15 protein-coding genes are annotated in these 15826 nt (G+C 69.0%); 11 read left to right on the plus strand and 4 right to left on the minus strand.

Translation table 11 applies throughout. The features are described from left to right. Positions 1 to 184 precede the first annotated feature (184 nt). The 3 genes from rplM (at position 185) to erpA (ending at position 1486) form a co-directional block, all read left to right on the plus strand. On the plus strand, positions 185 to 613 hold the full coding sequence (gene rplM / locus AC07OY_RS01645) for a 50S ribosomal protein L13 (RefSeq protein ID WP_119043837.1): 429 nt from the start codon (positions 185 to 187) through the stop codon (positions 611 to 613). 9 nt (positions 614 to 622) lie between these two features. Further along, positions 623 to 1015 (plus strand): 30S ribosomal protein S9, encoded by a 393-nt coding sequence (gene rpsI, locus AC07OY_RS01650; protein ID WP_495040787.1) that lies wholly within the window; start codon positions 623 to 625, stop codon positions 1013 to 1015. Between the two features lie 102 nt (positions 1016 to 1117). Beyond that, positions 1118 to 1486 carry an iron-sulfur cluster insertion protein ErpA gene (gene erpA / locus AC07OY_RS01655; protein WP_495040788.1) on the plus strand — a complete coding sequence of 123 codons (369 nt, stop codon included), beginning with the start codon at positions 1118 to 1120 and terminating at the stop codon, positions 1484 to 1486. Here erpA and AC07OY_RS01660 read toward each other — a convergent pair whose 3' ends face one another. Then, positions 1487 to 2596, minus strand: coding sequence for an anhydro-N-acetylmuramic acid kinase (locus AC07OY_RS01660; protein WP_495040789.1), 1110 nt, complete (start codon positions 2594 to 2596; stop codon positions 1487 to 1489). Further along, positions 2574 to 3959: a M23 family metallopeptidase gene (locus tag AC07OY_RS01665; RefSeq protein WP_495040790.1), complete on the minus strand. Its 1386-nt coding sequence runs from the start codon at positions 3957 to 3959 to the stop codon at positions 2574 to 2576. The genes AC07OY_RS01660 and AC07OY_RS01665 overlap by 23 nt, the downstream gene beginning before the upstream one ends. A 230-nt stretch (positions 3960 to 4189) precedes the next feature. On the opposite strand from AC07OY_RS01665, the gene tyrS reads away from it, so the two are divergent. The 3 genes from tyrS (at position 4190) to AC07OY_RS01680 (ending at position 6353) form a co-directional block, all read left to right on the plus strand. Beyond that, positions 4190 to 5416: a tyrosine--tRNA ligase gene (gene tyrS, locus AC07OY_RS01670; protein WP_495040791.1), complete on the plus strand. Its 1227-nt coding sequence runs from the start codon at positions 4190 to 4192 to the stop codon at positions 5414 to 5416. Beyond that, a complete protein-coding gene (locus AC07OY_RS01675; protein WP_495040792.1) occupies positions 5417 to 5755 on the plus strand; it encodes a hypothetical protein in 339 nt (112 codons plus the stop codon). A 121-nt stretch (positions 5756 to 5876) separates the two neighbouring features. After that, complete coding sequence (locus tag AC07OY_RS01680; RefSeq protein ID WP_495040793.1) at positions 5877 to 6353, plus strand: DUF6622 family protein; 477 nt, start codon at positions 5877 to 5879, stop codon at positions 6351 to 6353. A 49-nt stretch (positions 6354 to 6402) separates the two neighbouring features. On the opposite strand, the gene AC07OY_RS01685 is transcribed toward AC07OY_RS01680, so the two are convergent. Continuing rightward, on the minus strand, positions 6403 to 9759 hold the full coding sequence (locus AC07OY_RS01685) for a S41 family peptidase (RefSeq protein WP_495040794.1): 3357 nt from the start codon (positions 9757 to 9759) through the stop codon (positions 6403 to 6405). 139 nt (positions 9760 to 9898) lie between these two features. On the opposite strand from AC07OY_RS01685, the gene AC07OY_RS01690 reads away from it, so the two are divergent. From AC07OY_RS01690 to AC07OY_RS01710, 5 genes are all read left to right on the plus strand, one after another. Further along, complete coding sequence (locus AC07OY_RS01690; RefSeq protein WP_495040795.1) at positions 9899 to 11431, plus strand: DUF4331 domain-containing protein; 1533 nt, start codon at positions 9899 to 9901, stop codon at positions 11429 to 11431. Between the two features lie 11 nt (positions 11432 to 11442). Next, positions 11443 to 11709 carry a hypothetical protein gene (locus tag AC07OY_RS01695; RefSeq protein ID WP_495040796.1) on the plus strand — a complete coding sequence of 89 codons (267 nt, stop codon included), beginning with the start codon at positions 11443 to 11445 and terminating at the stop codon, positions 11707 to 11709. Further along, positions 11706 to 12851: a hypothetical protein gene (locus AC07OY_RS01700; protein ID WP_495040797.1), complete on the plus strand. Its 1146-nt coding sequence runs from the start codon at positions 11706 to 11708 to the stop codon at positions 12849 to 12851. The genes AC07OY_RS01695 and AC07OY_RS01700 overlap by 4 nt, the downstream gene beginning before the upstream one ends. Next, entirely contained in the window at positions 12851 to 13954 is a 1104-nt protein-coding gene (locus tag AC07OY_RS01705) for a HupE/UreJ family protein (protein WP_495041957.1), read from the plus strand. Before AC07OY_RS01700 ends, AC07OY_RS01705 begins: the two co-directional genes overlap by 1 nt. Positions 13955 to 14078: 124 nt before the next feature. Next, complete coding sequence (locus tag AC07OY_RS01710) at positions 14079 to 14846, plus strand: PEP-CTERM sorting domain-containing protein (RefSeq protein ID WP_495040798.1); 768 nt, start codon at positions 14079 to 14081, stop codon at positions 14844 to 14846. 47 nt (positions 14847 to 14893) lie between these two features. On the opposite strand, the gene AC07OY_RS01715 is transcribed toward AC07OY_RS01710, so the two are convergent. Beyond that, on the minus strand, positions 14894 to 15790 hold the full coding sequence (locus AC07OY_RS01715) for a 5'-nucleotidase (protein WP_495040799.1): 897 nt from the start codon (positions 15788 to 15790) through the stop codon (positions 14894 to 14896). Positions 15791 to 15826: the final 36 nt, after the last annotated feature.

Below are 15826 nucleotides of genomic sequence, written 5' to 3' on the forward strand. Positions count from 1 at the left end.
ACGCGTTGATCCTTTCCAAACCACTGGCGTCGCTGGTACACTCGTGGGCTTTTCCGTCAAAAGGCTGCGGGAAAGAACCCCGCCGAGAGGCTGTGCATCAGACACAGCACCGAGGTGGGAAGAAGTTTCAGCCATACATCGCCGGCTTCTCAACAGAGGGGTCGGCACAGCGAAAGCTACTCTCATGAAGACCTTCAGCGCCAAGCCGGCCGAAGTGACGCACGAGTGGTTTGTGATTGACGCCACCGACAAGGTGCTCGGACGTGTTGCCAGCGAAGTGGCACTCCGTTTGCGCGGCAAGCACAAGGCCATCTACACGCCTCACGTCGACACCGGTGATTTCATTGTCATCGTCAACGCCGACAAGCTCCGTGTCACTGGCAACAAGGCCACCGACAAGGTGTACTACCGTCACTCGGGCTTCCCTGGCGGCATCTACGCCACGAAGTTCAAGGACATGCAAGCCAAGCACCCCGGCCGCGCGCTGGAAAAGGCCGTCAAGGGCATGCTGCCCAAGGGCCCGCTGGGTTACGCCATGGTCAAGAAGCTGAAGGTTTATGCAGGTCCCTCGCACCCGCACACCGCCCAGCAGCCCAAGGCTCTCGAGATCTAAGGAACGGCCATGATCGGAAATTGGAATTACGGTACTGGTCGCCGCAAGTCGTCGGTTGCTCGCGTCTTCATCAAGAAGGGCACGGGCCAGATCATCGTCAACGGCAAGACCATCGACGCTTACTTCGGTCGTCAGACTTCCATCATGATCGCCAAGCAGCCCCTGCTGCTGACGAACAATGGTGAAGCCTTCGACATCAAGGTGAACGTGCACGGTGGTGGCGAATCCGGCCAAGCCGGCGCCCTGCGCCTGGGCATCACCCGCGCGCTGATCGACTACGACGCAGCCCTCAAGCCCGAACTGAGCCGCGCCGGCTTCGTCACGCGTGACGCGCGTGAAGTCGAGCGTAAGAAGGTCGGTCTGCACGGCGCCCGTCGCAGGAAGCAGTTCTCGAAGCGTTAATTCATACGCTTTGGACACAAAAGGCCGCTCCAAGCGGCCTTTTGTTTTTGCGCCGACAATCCCCATATTCGTCTCTCCGGACAGATTCACAGGAGCCTCGCCATGAGCGCCGTGCTTGATACCCCCGTCTCCGCCGACATCCCCGTGCCCCTGGTGTTCACCGACAGCGCCGCTGACAAGGTGCGCGACCTGGTGGCCGAGGAAGGCAACCCGGACCTGAAGCTGCGTGTCTTCGTGCAGGGCGGCGGCTGCTCCGGCTTCCAGTACGGCTTCACCTTCGATGAGGCCGTCAACGAAGACGACACGCAGATGCAGAAGAACGGCGTGACGCTGCTGATCGACTCGATGAGCCTGCAGTACCTGATGGGCGCCGAGATCGACTACAAGGAAGACCTGCAGGGCGCCCAGTTCGTCATCAAGAACCCGAACGCCACGACGACCTGCGGCTGCGGTTCGAGCTTCTCGGTCTGATCAGGCCGGGTACAAGCAACCCAAGAGCCGCGGCCCCGCGGCTCCCGTAACGGCCGGCAGATTGCCCGGCCGTTTTGTTTTGAAGCACATCGCCAGCCAGGCGAAGGCGGCCGCCTCGACCTGATCGACCGGCAGGCCATGCTGGGCGCTGCTCTCGATGGCAATGCCGGGCAGCAATTCGCCCAGGCGCTGCATCAGCCGCCCATTGCGCGCGCCGCCGCCGCAGGCGATCAGCGCAGCGGCAGCGGGCATCCCGGCCTTGAGCGCATCGGCAACGCTGCGTGCCGTCAGCTCCAGCAAAGTGGCCTGCACGTCCTCGGGCGCCTGGCCGGGCGACAGCCTTGCTTCCAGCCAGCCGGCATGGAAGAGGTCGCGGCCCGTGCTCTTGGGCGGCGCCAGCGCGAACCAGGGTTCAGCCAGCAGGGCGGCCAGCAGTTCGGGCAGTACGCGGCCGGTGCTGGCCCAGGCGCCATCGGCGTCGAAGGCCTGGCTGCGATGCTGGGCGATCCAGCCGTCCATCAGGCAATTGGCCGGGCCGGTGTCGAAGCCGCCCGTCCGCCCATCGGCGAACAGCAGGCTGAGATTGGCGATGCCACCGAGATTGAGCACGGCGACGTCCTGCCCCTGGGTGGCAAAGGCCGCGCGATGGAAGGCAGGCACCAGGGGCGCGCCCTGGCCGCCGGCGGCGACATCGCGGCTGCGCAGATCGCAGACCACGTCAATGCCGGCCTGCTCGGCCAGCAGGGCGCCATTCAGCAACTGCGTCGTGTAGCCATCAAAGCCGGCGGGGTTGTGGCGCACCGTCTGGCCGTGGGCGCCGAGGGCGGCGACCTGCGTGCGCAGCGTGCCGGTGGCCTCCAGCAGCTGGGCGGTGACATCGGCATAGCTGCGTGCCACGCCGTTGGCGGCCAGGGCCGCGCGGTGGAGTTCGTCGGGGCCGGGTGCGTTCAGCGCCAGCAGTTCGTCGCGCAGTGCGGGTGCGAAGGGCGCATGGACATGGCCCAGCACCGCCTGGCCATCGAAGAGCACCGCATCGACACCGTCGAGCGAAGTGCCCGACATCAGCCCGATATAGAGCTGGGAGTCTTCAGTCGGCGGCAGAGACGCCATCCATGGTCTCGGCCACGGCCAGCTGGGTCTTGACGCTGGCGACGGTCTGCAGGAACTGCGACTTGGCGTAGCCCGGCAGCGTGATGGCCTCGGACGCCTTCGCGATGGTGCGCGGGTCCATGTGGCGGCCGCCGACGCGGAACTCGAAGTGCAGATGCGGGCCGGTAGCCCAGCCGGTCGAGCCGACGGCGCCGACGCGCTGGCCCTGCTCGATGCGCTGGCCCTTCTTGACGTCGATCTTGCTCAGGTGGGCGTAGACCGTGCTGCGGTCGCCGTTGTGGCGCACCTGCACGACATTGCCGAAACCGTTCTGCCAGCCGGCCATCTCGACCAAGCCATCACCCACAGAGCGCACGGCCGTGCCGGTCGGCGCGCCGTAGTCGACGCCGTTGTGCTGGCGCCAGGTGTTGTGGATGGGATGCAGGCGCATCGCGAAGCCGCTGGTGATGCGCGAGAACTCCATCGGGCTGGCCAGGAAGGCGCGGCGCTTGCTCGTGCCGTCGAAGCCGAAGAAGCTGCTCTTGCCGGTGGCGCTGTCCTTGAAATAGACGGCTGAGTAGGTGCGGCCGTTGTTCGTGAACTCGCCGGCCAGCAGGCGGCCGACGCCGCCGTCCCAGGTGATGGGCTCGCCATCGGCCGTCAGCGTCTCGTAGACGATGCTGAAGCGGTCGCCCTTGCGCAGTTCGCGGTGGAAGTCGATGTCGCCGGAGAACATGTCGGCCATCTGCGAGGCGATGGCGTCGGGAATGTTGGCGTCATCCGTCGCGGCGAACAGCGAGGTGCGGATGCTGCCGCTGCCCAGGGCGACCTGGGCCTGCAGCGGCGCCGTCTCGGTGCGGGCGGCGAAGCGGGCGCCGACGCGGCTGATGGTCAGCCGGGTGAAGTGACTCCCCTGCTGCTCGACCTTCTCGGCCGGGAAGCGCACGACGATCTGCTGCACCTGGCCCGAAGCATCCGCCGTCAGGTGGACCATCTTGCCGGCGCGGCCCTGCAGCACGCGGCGGCCCAGCGAGTCGGTGCGCAAGAAGGCGGCGGCAGCCGGATCGAAGGCGCCGGCACGCTTGAGCAGGCTGTCGGGGGTGTCGCTGGAGCGGGTGGCCTCGGCGCGGGTCAGGCCGATGGCATTGGCGGCCAGCTCATCGAGTTGACTCTCGATATCGGGCGTGGCGACGGTTTCCACCAGGGTGCGCTTGGGCAGCTCGGCGGCATCGGGGGCCAGCGGCGCAATGCCGAAGGCGGTCACGGCAAAGCAGCTCAGCAGGCCGACGACGGTGGCCGTCAGCGTGCGCGGATGACGGGCGGCAAAGGCCTCGGCATGCTGCAGGCTGGCTTGGAGTTGCTGAAGACGGATCTGAACGGTCACTCTCGGTATTCCCGGGGTTGTCGCTGGGGCAATCCCGGCCGAGCCGGTTCCACGCGCAGGCCGCTCGTGGGCGGCCCTTAAAATCCCTGGATTGGTTGTGTTGTTGATACAACACCCCCAAAACGAAGGGTGAATTCTAACGGCTTTGTCCTACCCGGCATGCCGGTTAACCCCGATGGATCAACTACTTAACAGAAAGCCCGTGTAAAGACGGGCCGCCCGAGACGCCCATGTCCGACGCCGCGAAATTCCCCATCACCGATGCCGTCCTGGAGGCGCTGGCCGTCACGCGCCGCGGCGTGGATGAGCTGCTGCCGGAGGCGGAGTGGACGAAAAAGCTGGCCCGCTCGGCCGCCACGGGCGTGCCGCTGCGCATCAAGCTGGGCCTGGACCCGACGGCGCCCGACATCCACGTCGGCCACACGGTGGTGCTGAACAAGATGCGCCAGCTGCAGGACCTCGGCCACCAGGTCATTTTCCTGATCGGCGACTTCACCTCGCTGATCGGCGACCCCTCGGGCCGCAACGCCACCCGCCCGCCGCTCACCAAGGAACAGATCCAGGCCAACGCCGAGACCTATTACGCCCAGGCCAGGCTGGTGCTGGACCCGGCCCGCACCGAGATTCGTTACAACTCCGAGTGGAGCGAGCCGCTGGGTGCGGCCGGCCTGATCCAGTTGGCGGCCAAGTACACCGTTGCCCGCATGATGGAGCGCGACGACTTCACCAAGCGTTTCGCCGCCCAGACGCCGATCTCGGTGCACGAGTTCCTCTACCCGCTGATGCAGGGCTATGACTCGGTGGCGCTGAAGGCCGACCTGGAGCTGGGCGGCACCGACCAGAAGTTCAACCTGCTGATGGGCCGCCACCTGCAGCAGGAATACGGCCAGGAGCCGCAGTGCATCCTGACCATGCCGCTGCTGGAGGGCCTGGACGGCGTCGAGAAGATGTCCAAGTCCAAGAACAACTACATCGGCATCACCGAGCCGGCCAACACCATGTTCGCCAAGATCCTGTCGATCAGCGACGTGCAGATGTGGAAGTGGTACGAGCTGCTGTCCTTCAAGTCCATCGCCGAGATCGCGGCGCTGAAGGCCGAGGTCGAGGGTGGCCGCAACCCCAAGGACGCCAAGGTCGCGCTGGCCAAGGAGATCACGGCGCGCTTCCACAGCGCGGCGGCGGCCGATGCGGCGGAGCAGGACTTCATCAACCGCTCGCGCGGTGGTTTCCCGGACGATGCTCCCGAAGTACAGCTCAGCGGCGCCCCCATGGGCATCGCTCAACTGCTGAAGGCAGCCGGCCTGGTCGCATCCACGAGCGAAGGCTTGCGCATGATCGAGCAGGGTGGCGTGCGCCACTCGGGAGAGGTCATTTCCGACAAGGGACTGAAGCTGGACGCTGGCGAGCACAGGCTGCAGGTCGGCAAGCGCAAGTTCGCGCGTGTCGTGCTGAGCTGAGTGGCTGATGCCATCCGCGTGAGCATGCCCGCGCCGGGCGTGGATCTACGCGGCCATTTCGAGGCGCTGCTGGCCAGCGGCAGCCTCGATCCCGCCCTGGACCTCAGCGTCGTCGAGTTCGACGAACTCGCCCAGCTCGCGGGCGTTGCCGTGACCGGGGTCGAGGCATCGGCCGCCGACATCGCCATCCGCTACACGGTCGCCTGGACCGCCTTCCATGCCTGCGATGACCGCAGCTTTGGCGGCCGCCATGCGCGCCTGCTGCGCGGTCGCGCCGAGGGCGGCGCGTGGGTGTTTGAGCGGAACCAGCCCCAGCAGCGCGAAGCCGACGAGTTCTGACGCCGTTCGCGGCTCCTGCTTGCTGTTCCCGCCTCGCGCTGTCGATTCGTCGCAGCGCGGTCGCGGCCAAGGCCCGGCATCCGCACAGTGCGGGGCATCGCAACGCCATCAGGAGCCCACCATGCACCCCACCGTCCCCGCCTGGCCCTTCGTCATCCTCGCCGTGCTGCTGGCCCTGGGCTATCGCCAGTCGCTGGACCGCACGGTGCGGCCCGCCACCCTCGCCAAGGTGGCCATCGCCATGCTGGTTCTCTCCCTGGCCGGCGTCGCGACGGCCTTCGGCATGGGCCTGGTGGCCGTGCTGGCCTGGGCCGCGGGTCTCGCCGCCGCCGCCGTGCTGGGCGGCCCGGCGTTTGCGCCGCGAGGCCTGGCGCGCGAAAGTGATGAGGCCGTGCGCATGCCCGGCAGCTGGGTGCCGATGGGCCTGATGATGGGCATCTTCATGACCAAGTTCGGCCTGGGTTTCGCGGCGGGCATGGGCGCCCATGTGCTGCAGGAGTCCTGGTTCATCGCCATCGTGAGCGCCGCCTTCGGCTTCTTCAGCGGCGCCTTCACGGCCCGGGCCGTGGCTGTCCATCGTTTCCTGCGCTCCGCCTGAGCACGATCACCCCCCCACAAAAAAGGGAGGCCGCGGCCTCCCTTTTTCATCACGGCTTGACCGGCCGCAGATAGGGCCCGGGCTTGACCTCGGGGATGGGCTCGGCGGCGATCTTGCGTTTCAGCTCGGCGAGGGCCGCTTCCAGCTGCGCATCCTGGCCCATGGCCGTCGCGCGCGGCAGGTTGTCGACCTCGATGTCCGGCGACACGCCGATGCCCTCGACGAGGAAGCGGCCGCTGGCATCGATCTGGCCGGTCTCGGCGGCGCGCATGATGCCGTTGTCCATCAGGCGGTTGCCGTCGGACAGCCAGACACCCGCGCCCGAGCTGCGCTTGCCGATGACGGGGCCGAGCTTCAGGCGCTTGAAGCCCTCGGCGAAGGTCTCGCCGTCGGAGTAGGTGTCCTCGTTCATCAGCACCACGGTGTGGCCGCGGAAGGCGTTTTGCATGTTGGAGTAGACCGCCGCGCCGTCGGGCGAACGCGGCTGCCAGAAGGCCCAGGCGCGGCGCAGCAGCTTCTCCAGGATCCAGCTGTCGATGTTGCCGCCGTTGTTGTAGCGAACGTCGATGATGAGGCCGTCGCGCTCGCTGGCGGCATAGAACTCGCGCACGAAGTCGGCGATGTCGGCCGAGCCCATGGCGCGCAGATGCACGTAGCCGATGCGGCCTTGGCCGGCCTGCTCCACCGCGCGGGCGCGGCTGACGCGCCAGTCGTTGTAGCGCAGCTGGTTCTCGCGCGCCTGCGCCACCGGCGTGACGATGCGCTGCACGCTCTTCTCGCCCTGCTTCACGTCCAGCAGCACCTGGCGGCCGGCCTGGCCGCGCAGCAGCTCGAGGATGTGGGGCGCATCCGCCGTCGGGCGGCCATTGACGGCAGTGATGACGTCGCCCACCTTCAGGTTGACGCTCGGCGCGGCCAGCGGCGGCGCCTCGGACGGCAGCTCGGCCTCGAAGCCGTAGATGGCGTCGATGCGCCAGCCATTGGGCGCCTTGGAGAAGCGTCCGCCCAGGCCGGCCAGGCCTGGCTCGTCCGGTGAGGGGCGGGTGTCGCCGGCGCCGATCTGGCTGTGCAGGGCGCTGATCTCGCCCACCATCTGGGCCATCAGCTCGGCCAGCTCGAAGCGGTCGGTCACGCGGTCCACCAGCGGCTCGTACTTGGCGCGCACGGCCGGCCAGTCGACGCCGTGCATGGCCTTGTCGTAGAAGTGATCGCGGTGCATGCGCCAGGCGTCGGCGAACATCTGCTTCCACTCGGCGCGCGGCTGGGTGGCGATCTGCCAGTCGCTCCAGCGCACCTGCAGCTTGGCGAGTTCGTTCGGCAGCTTGGGCGCGGCCTCGACGATGAGGACCTCGGGCGCGGCGCCGCCCGCCTGGTTGCGCACCACCATCAGCTTCTTGCCGTCGGCGCTGAGGTCGTAGCTGCGCACATCGCTGGCCAGGATCTCGGCCGGGCCGCCCTGGTTGTCGATGGCGATGGACTTGAGCTGGCTCTTGTTGTCCAGGTCGCGGTCCAGGAACCACAGGCGCTTGCCGTCCGCGCGCAGGGCGCGGTAGTTGCCGGCCGGCACGGGCAGCTCGTACAGGCGCTCGGCCAGGCCCTCGAAAACGATGGCGGGCTTGCCGCCCTTCTTCTCCTCGGGCTTCTTGGCGTCCTTGCTGTCCTTGTCGTCAGGCTTGCGCTCGGTCGGGTCCTTGTCGGTGGCCTTGCGGTCCTGGGCGCGTTGCTCGTCGGCCTTCTTCTCGACGACCGACTCCAGCTCGTCCTTGGCGGCGAAGGGCGAGCGCAGGCCCGGCTGCAGGGCCACGGCGTAGAGCTTGGCGCGGAAGCCGAAGAAGGGGCCGGTGTTGCGGTCGCCCCAGGGGCTGCCGTTGCCGGTGGTCTGGAAGTTGCGGTTGGACGCGAAGTACAGCCACTGGCCGTCGGGGCTGAAGGCGGCGCCGGTGGCTTCGTAGCGGTCGCTCGTCAGCGTGTGGGTGCGGCTGTCGGGGACATGGAAGAGCTGCAACTGCTCGCGGTTGGGGTTGCGCAGCGACAGGGTCCAGGCCAGGGTCTGGCCATCTGCACTCCAGGCCTGCAGCTGCGGCGCGCCGGCGAGCTTGCCCTTGCCGATCTCGCGGGTGTTGCCCTTGCCGGCGGGGGCCTTCAGGTCGGTCAGCCAGATATGGCCTTCCTTGTCCGTGTGCGCCAGCCAGCGGCCGTCCGGCGACGGCATCAGCTCGCGGCGCAGCGCCACCGGGCCGTGGGTGATGCGCTCGGGCTGGCCGGTGCCGTTGGCGGCGAAGCGCCAGATCTCGTGCTCGCCGCTGAAGTCGCAGACGGCGAACACGCTCTTGCTGTCGCTGCTGAACTCGCCCTGGCGGCAGCGGCCGTCGGCCGGCTGGGGCAGCTCGGCGCGGCGCAGCTGCTGCACGCCCTGAGTGGCGAGATGGCCGCGCGCGGCCAGCAGCACGCGCTCGCCATTGGGGGCGAAGGAGGTGTCGGTCAGGAAGTCCTGGGGCTTCTTGATCCAGCGCTCGCGCTGCTGGTCGAAGTCGCCGCCGAGGCTGATGTCCAGCTTCTTGGGCGCGGCGGACTGCGCCAGGTCGAGCAGGTAGAGATCGGCGCCCAGCGCATAGACGACGCGCGTGCCGTCGATGGAGGCATGTCGGATGTCCCAGCCCTTGTGGCTGCTGTGCTGGCGCAGGTCGCCGCCGCGGGCATTGACCGACCACAGGTTGATCGTGCCATCGCGGTCGGACAGGAAGGCGATGCGCTCGCCGCCGGCCGCTCGGTAGGGCAGGGGGCGGCGGTCGTTGTTGCCTTCGGCGACCAGCGGCCTGGCCTCGGCCTTGTCGGTCAGGTCCAGGGTCCACAGCTTGGAGATGCCGCCGCCGCGGTACTGGCGGGCGTTGTCGCCGCGCAGGCCGCCGCGCGTGAAGTAGAGGGTCTTGCCGTCGGCGCTCAGCGCGGCGTCGCTGGCCTGGCCGACGGGCAGCTGGCGGCGCTGGCCGGTCTTCACGTCTATGGCGAAGAGCTGGCTGCCGGGGCGGGAGTCCAGGCTGGTGAACAGGACTTCGCCCGCGGCCGTGAAGCCCCAGACGCGCATGCCGCCGCCTTCCCAGGTCAGGCGCCTGGGCGGTCCGCCGTCCACGGGCATCAGATAGAGCTCGGTGCCGCCGTCGTACTGGCCGGTGAAGGCCAGCCAGCGGCCGTCGGGCGAGACGGCGGGCTGGGTCTCCTGGCCGTTGTGGGTGGTCAGGCGCTGGGCGGCGCCGCCTTGCGTACCGACGCGCCAGAGGTCGCCCTCGGCGACGAGATAGATCTGATCGCCCTGCAGTGCGGGCTGGCGGTAGAAGCCGTTGCTGCCGGCCCAGGCGCTTGTGGCGCACAGGGCTGCGAGCAGGGCGGCGAGACGGAAACGGGGCATGGGTGTCCTCCACGAAGTGCGCGCATTGTGGAGCTAGGGGGACGGTGGGCGATTCGTCACATCGGGTGAATCCGGAGGAAGGGGTGGGCGCGTACCACCGCCCAGATGCCAAGCCGGCATTGCCCATCAGGATGCCTCGATGAACACCCGAATGACCCGCAGCGCCCTGGGCGTTGCACTGCTCTGCCTGGCCGCTGGCGCCCAGGCCTCCAGCCACCGCGAAGCTCCCTTCATCACGACCGTGCCCAAGGTCGACGCGACGGACTTCTACATGTTCAACAGCTACGAGACCGGCCGTGCCGGCTATGTGACGCTGATCGCGAACTACCAGCCCCTGCAGGATGGCTATGGCGGCCCGAACTACTTCTCGATGGATCCCAACGCGCTTTACGAGATCCACATCGACAACGTCGGCGATGCCAAGGAGCACGTCACCTTCCAGTTCCGCTTCAAGAACACGCTGTCCAACAGCGGTGCCGGCACTTCGCTCAATGTGGGCGGCAAGATGGTCGGCATCCCGCTGATCCAGTCGGGTGCGGTGGCCAACGTCAAGGACGCCAACCTGCAGGTCAACGAGAGCTACACCCTGACCGTGGTGCGCGGCGACCGCCGCAGCGGCACGGCCCAGGCCGTCACCCACGCCACCAGTGGCGCGACCAGCTTCGACAAGCCGGTGGACAACATCGGCAAGAAGACCATCGCCGACTACGCCAGCTATGCGGCCAAGCATGTCTATCCCGTCGCCATCCCGGGTTGCAGCGGCCAGGCCAAGGTCTTTGTCGGCCAGCGCCAGGACCCGTTCGCCGTCAACCTCGGCACCATCTTCGACCTGGTCAACGCGCCGGTCTCCGTCATCACCGACCCGTCGCTGATCAATGCGGCGCCCAACACCATCGGCGACAAGAACGTCACCACGCTGGCCATCGAGGTGCACAAGGACTGCCTGAAGAGCGCCACCGACGACGTCATCGGCGGCTGGACGTCGGCCAGCCTGCGCCAGGGCCGACTGCTCGATCCCAAGCCCGGCTCGGGCCACCAGGCCAGCGAAAAGGCCGGCGGCGCCTGGGTGCAGGTCTCGCGCCTGGGCATGCCCCTGGTCAACGAGGTCGTCATCGGGCTGAAGGACAAGGACAAGTTCAATTCGTCCAAGCCCAAGGACGACGGCCAGTTCGCCGACTACGTGACCAACCCGACCCTGCCGGCCCTGCTCGAGATCGCGCTGGCCCTGCCCAACACTGCGCCCACCAATTTCCCGCGCAACGACCTCGTCACCACCTTCCTGACCGGCATCAAGGGCGTCAACCAGCAGAAGACGATCACCGCCTCCGAGATGCTGCGCCTGAACACGGCCATCGCCGCCGTGCCCTTCGCTCAACAGAACCGTTTGGGCATCGTCGGCAACATCCTGGCGAACGGCAGCGACAACGCCGGCTTCCCGAATGGCCGCCGGCCCAAGGACGACGTCGTCGACATCTCGCTGGTGGCCGTCATGGGCGGCCTGTGCGTGGCCAACGGCGACACCGACAAGCTCGGCTTCGGCACCGCCTGCAAGCCCAGTGCCGTGCCGCTGGGCGCCACGAGCTTCAAGCTGCATGACGCGGTGGACCAGGCCGTCGTGCCGCTCATGGCCGGCTTCCCCTATCTCAACACGCCCATCCCGGGCACCAAGTGAAGGGGGCCGCCATGTTGACCCGCAAGACTGCCGCGGTTGCCGCTGGTGCCATCCTCGTGCTGGCCGCCTGCGGGGGCAGCGATGACGACGAAATCATCGCCCCGCCGCCGCCTCCGCCACCCGCCCCCACCGCCGTGCCCGACAGCGCCGTGGCCTCGTCGACCGCCCTCGTGAGCTATCTGAAGGCGCAGAAGACCGACGACGAGACCACGGAGGCGCTGACGCTGCCGACGGTGGCGGTGTCGGTCAGCGAGACCGAAGAGCCGCTGAGCTTGTGAAGCTGCTGATCGCGCTGCTGCTGGCCATCCCGCTGGCCGTTTCGGCGTCACCCTTCGTGCCGAAGAGTGACGCCGACATCGTGCAGCGCCTGCCCTACCGCATCGACGCCGCCGAGCGCCAGCGCCGAGGGGCGCTGGCGCGCGACCCGGCCCAGATGCCGCTGGCCGCCGCTGCCGCACGCGCGGCGCTGCAACGTGCCCGCGTGCATGGCGACCCGCGCGAGCTCGGTGCCGCCCAGGCTGCGCTGGCGCCCTGGTGGGGCCAGGCCGACGCGCCGGCCGAAGCGGTGCTGCTGCGCGCCCGCGTGCTGCAGGCCCGGCATGAGTTCGAGACGGCCCTGGTCGAGCTGCAACGCCTGCTGGCGCGCGGCGACCTGCCGCCCGAACAGCGCGCCCAAGCCCTGCTCGACGCCGCCGCCTTGCACCAGCTGCGCGCCGAATTGCCCGAAGCCCGGATCCGGTGCGAACAGCTGCAGCCGCTGGCCGCGCTGCCGGCCACGGCCTGCCTGGCCGAGCTGGCCAGCCTGTCCGGCCAGGGCCAGGCCGCCGCGCTGACGCTGGCGCGCCTGAGCCCCGGCCGGACCGTCGCACCCTGGCTGGCCCTGATGCGCGCCGAACTGGCCGAGCGCCTCGGTGACGACGCTGCCGCGGCCCTCTACCGCACGGCACTGGCCGGCGAGGACGAGGTCTACACCCGCGCCGCGCTGGCCGACTGGCTGCTGGCCCGCCAGCGCGCCGCCGAGGCCCTGGCCCTGCTCGAGCGCAGCCCGGACGCCGACGCCGATGCCCTGCTGCTGCGCCGTGTCATCGCGCTGCGCCAGCTCGGCCGCGACGCGTCGGCGCCGACGGCACTGATGCGCGAGCGCCTGGGTGCCGCGGATCGCCGCGAGCCCGGCAAGCATGCGCGCGAGCAGGCGCGCTTCGCGCTCGACGTTGAACAGCAGCCGCGCGAGGCGCTGCGCCTGGCCCAGGTGAACTGGGCGATGCAGCGTGAGCCGGTCGATGCATTGCTGCTGTTGCGCGCCGCCCTGGCCGCCGGCCGTGACGGCGACGCGACACGCCAGGAGCTGCAGCGCCTGCTGCGCGACAAGGGCTGGCAGGATGCACGCCTTGCCGCCCTCGATCGGAACTTCGCGCCGTGATGCGTCACTTCCTGGGACTGGTGCTGCTGCTGTGCGGCGCCGCCCACGCCCACCAGGCCAGCGAGGCCTATCTGAACTACCGCGTCGACGGCATGGCTGTCGAGCAGCGCCTGGACCTCTCACTGCGCGACCTCGACCGCGATCTCGCGCTGGACGCCGACAGCGACGGCAAGCTGAGCTGGGGTGAGGTGCGCCAGCGCTGGGGCGACATCGAGGCCCTGGCCAGCGCCGGCCTGCGCTTCACGGCCGATGGCGCCGCCTGCACGCTGCAACGCCGCGACCAGCCCCAGCTCGACGAGCACAGCGACGGCACGCATGCCGTCCTCATCAGCCACTGGCAATGCCCGGCGCCCGTGCGCGAGATCGCCATCGACTACCGCCTCTTTGCCAGCACCGACACGGCCCACCGCGGCCTGGCCCGCCGGGTCGGCGCGGCCGGCGAGCCGCTGGTGCTGACGCCGGGCGCGGGGCCCCAGCAACTGAGCATGGAAGGGCATGGCCTGGGCGGCTTCGTCATCGAAGGCATGGCCCATATCGCCAGTGGCCTGGACCATGTGCTCTTCCTCGTCACCCTGCTGCTCGTCGCCGTATGGCGGCGCGAGGGCAAGGGCTGGACGCCGCGTGCCAGCGCCGGCGGCGCCTTCGCCGAGGCCTTGAAGCTGGTCACCGCCTTCACGCTGGCCCACTCCATCACCCTGGGCCTGGCGGCCAGCAATGCCATCGACCCGCCTTCCGCGCTGATCGAGTCGCTGATCGCCGCGACCGTGCTGCTGGCGGCGCTGGACAACCTGCGCCCCTTCGTGCCCGGGCCGCGCTGGCTGATGGTCGGCCTCTTCGGCCTCGTGCATGGCGTCGGCTTCGCCGGGCCGCTGAAGGACCTGGGCCTGCGCGGTGCGGAGCTCATCCTGCCCCTGCTGAGCTTCAATGTCGGCGTCGAAATCGGCCAGCTGGCCATCGTGGCCCTGCTGCTGCCCCTGGCCCTCTGGCTGCGGGCGGCCACGGCCTACCGCCGCTGGGTGGTGCCCGGCGGCTCGGGCGCCATTGCGGTGCTTGCGCTGCTCTGGTGCGTGGAGCGCAGCATGGCGGTGCAACTGCTGCCCTGAGGCCACAGACAGCCCCCCGGGATCGCGGGGGTGGCGAGCGAATTAGCGGGTTGCCCGCGTTGACCGTTTTTGACGGGTTAGTGAAAGTCGCGCCGATTCCACCCTCAGCCCGGAGCCATCGCCCATGTCATCCAAGCTTCTCGTCGCCTCAGCCGCCCTGTTCGCCGCCCTGTCCGCCCAGGCCACCGTGTCGGTGAGCAGTGCGGCCTTCACCTACAGCCAGAGCTTTGACAGCCTGGCCACCTCCGGGTCGGCCAATGCCTGGGTGAACGACACGACGCTGGCCGGGTGGAGCCTGTTCAATGGCACGACGGCCTTGACGACCTACCGCGGCAGTTCCGGCACCGACAACGCCGGTGCGGCCTACAGCTTCGGTGTGACCGCGTCCACGGAACGCGCGCTGGGCACCATCGCCAGCGGAAGCGTTGCCAATCCGACGCTGGCCCTGGCCTTCACCAACACCAGCGGCCAGGCCTTGAACAGCTTCACGCTGCGCTACGACGGCGAGCAATGGCGCAATGGCGGCAACGCCACGGCGCAGAAGCTGACGGTGCAATATGGCTTTGGCGCCAGCTTCTCGGGCGTCGTCTGGCAAAGCCCCGGCGCGGGCTTTGACGTCACGTCCATCGTCAACACCGCCACGGCCGCCGCGGTGATCGGCAACACGTCGGGCGCCATCGGTACGTTGGGCGGCACCGTCAACACGAGCTGGGCGGCCGGCAGCACCCTGTGGATTCGTTGGGCCGACGCCAATGACGCGGGCAACGACCACGGCCTGGCCATCGACAACCTCAGCTTCAGCGTCACCGCCGTTCCCGAGCCCGGCAGCTATGCCATGCTGCTGGCGGGCATGGCCGCCGTCGGCTTCGTCGCGCGCCGCCGCCGCGCCTGAGCTGCGCCACGCCTGGATCAACGGCCCGTCAAGGGCCGTTTTTCATTTCAACTGGCGGCGATGCCCATGGCCACATGGCCCGCCGGCACATGGGCCGCGGCGCTGGCGATGTGGCCGACCTGGTCGTCGAAGAAGAAGTCAGGCTCGAACTCGCGCAGGAACTCGCCCTTGGCCAGGCCGCCGAGGAACATCGCCTCGTCGACCTCGATCTGCCAGTCCATCAGCGTGCGGATGGCGCGCTCATGGGCCGGCGCGCTGCGGGCCGTGACCAGGGCGGTGCGCACCTTCATGCCGCCGCCGGGCGACTGCTGCAGGCGGTGCAGGGCCTCCAGCATCGGCTTGAAGGGCCCGGCCGGCAGCGGCAGATGGGCGCGCTGCAGCTCATGCTCGCGGAAGGCCGCCAGGCCATCGCGCTGGAAGACCTGCTCGGCTTCGTCCGAGAACAGCACCGCGTCGCCGTCGAAGGCGATGCGCAGCTCCTTCGGGTGGGCCGCTGAGGCCCGCGCCGCCAGCGGCATCACGCGCGCCGCGGCCACGCCGGCGCCCAGGGCCTGGCGCACATCGGCCTCGTTGGTGGACAGGAAGAGCTGGGCCGACAGCGGCTTCAGATAGCGCCACGGCGAGGCGCCGCGCGTGAACACGCCGCGCTCGATCGGCAGGCCGTAGTGCTTGGCGGAGCGGAACACGCGCATGCCGGAGATCGGGTCGTTGCGCGACAGCACGACGACCTCCACCTGCGGCGCACCGCCGGCATTGAAGGCCAGCAGCTTCCTGACCAGCGAGAAGGCCACGCCGGGCGGTGCCGGCTCGTCCAGGCGCTGCTGCTGCAGGGCCATGTAGGCATGGTCGTCGCCGGCCTCGAAGACCTCGTTCTCGGCCTCGAAATCGAAGAGGGCGCGCGAGGAGATGGCGACGACGAGTTGACCGGAAAGACTGGCTGGCATGGCGGTCGATGATAGGGGGCGACTGCGGCGCGGCAG

Source organism: Roseateles sp. GW821-FHT09H10 (assembly GCF_059415865.1).

Excerpts from the sequence above, each read along its gene's own strand:
- rpsI (WP_495040787.1), top strand. The coding sequence starts at position 623 with ATGATCGGAAATTGGAATTACGGTACTGGTCGCCGCAAGTCGTCGGTT.
- tyrS (WP_495040791.1), top strand. The coding sequence starts at position 4,190 with ATGTCCGACGCCGCGAAATTCCCCATCACCGATGCCGTCCTGGAGGCG.
- AC07OY_RS01715 (WP_495040799.1), bottom strand. The coding sequence starts at position 15,790 with ATGCCAGCCAGTCTTTCCGGTCAACTCGTCGTCGCCATCTCCTCGCGC.
- AC07OY_RS01705 (WP_495041957.1), top strand. The coding sequence starts at position 12,851 with ATGCGTCACTTCCTGGGACTGGTGCTGCTGCTGTGCGGCGCCGCCCAC.
- AC07OY_RS01660 (WP_495040789.1), bottom strand. The coding sequence starts at position 2,596 with ATGGCGTCTCTGCCGCCGACTGAAGACTCCCAGCTCTATATCGGGCTG.
- AC07OY_RS01695 (WP_495040796.1), top strand. The coding sequence starts at position 11,443 with ATGTTGACCCGCAAGACTGCCGCGGTTGCCGCTGGTGCCATCCTCGTG.
- AC07OY_RS01680 (WP_495040793.1), top strand. The coding sequence starts at position 5,877 with ATGCACCCCACCGTCCCCGCCTGGCCCTTCGTCATCCTCGCCGTGCTG.
- erpA (WP_495040788.1), top strand. The coding sequence starts at position 1,118 with ATGAGCGCCGTGCTTGATACCCCCGTCTCCGCCGACATCCCCGTGCCC.
- AC07OY_RS01710 (WP_495040798.1), top strand. The coding sequence starts at position 14,079 with ATGTCATCCAAGCTTCTCGTCGCCTCAGCCGCCCTGTTCGCCGCCCTG.
- rplM (WP_119043837.1), top strand. The coding sequence starts at position 185 with ATGAAGACCTTCAGCGCCAAGCCGGCCGAAGTGACGCACGAGTGGTTT.
- AC07OY_RS01685 (WP_495040794.1), bottom strand. The coding sequence starts at position 9,759 with ATGCCCCGTTTCCGTCTCGCCGCCCTGCTCGCAGCCCTGTGCGCCACA.
- AC07OY_RS01690 (WP_495040795.1), top strand. The coding sequence starts at position 9,899 with ATGAACACCCGAATGACCCGCAGCGCCCTGGGCGTTGCACTGCTCTGC.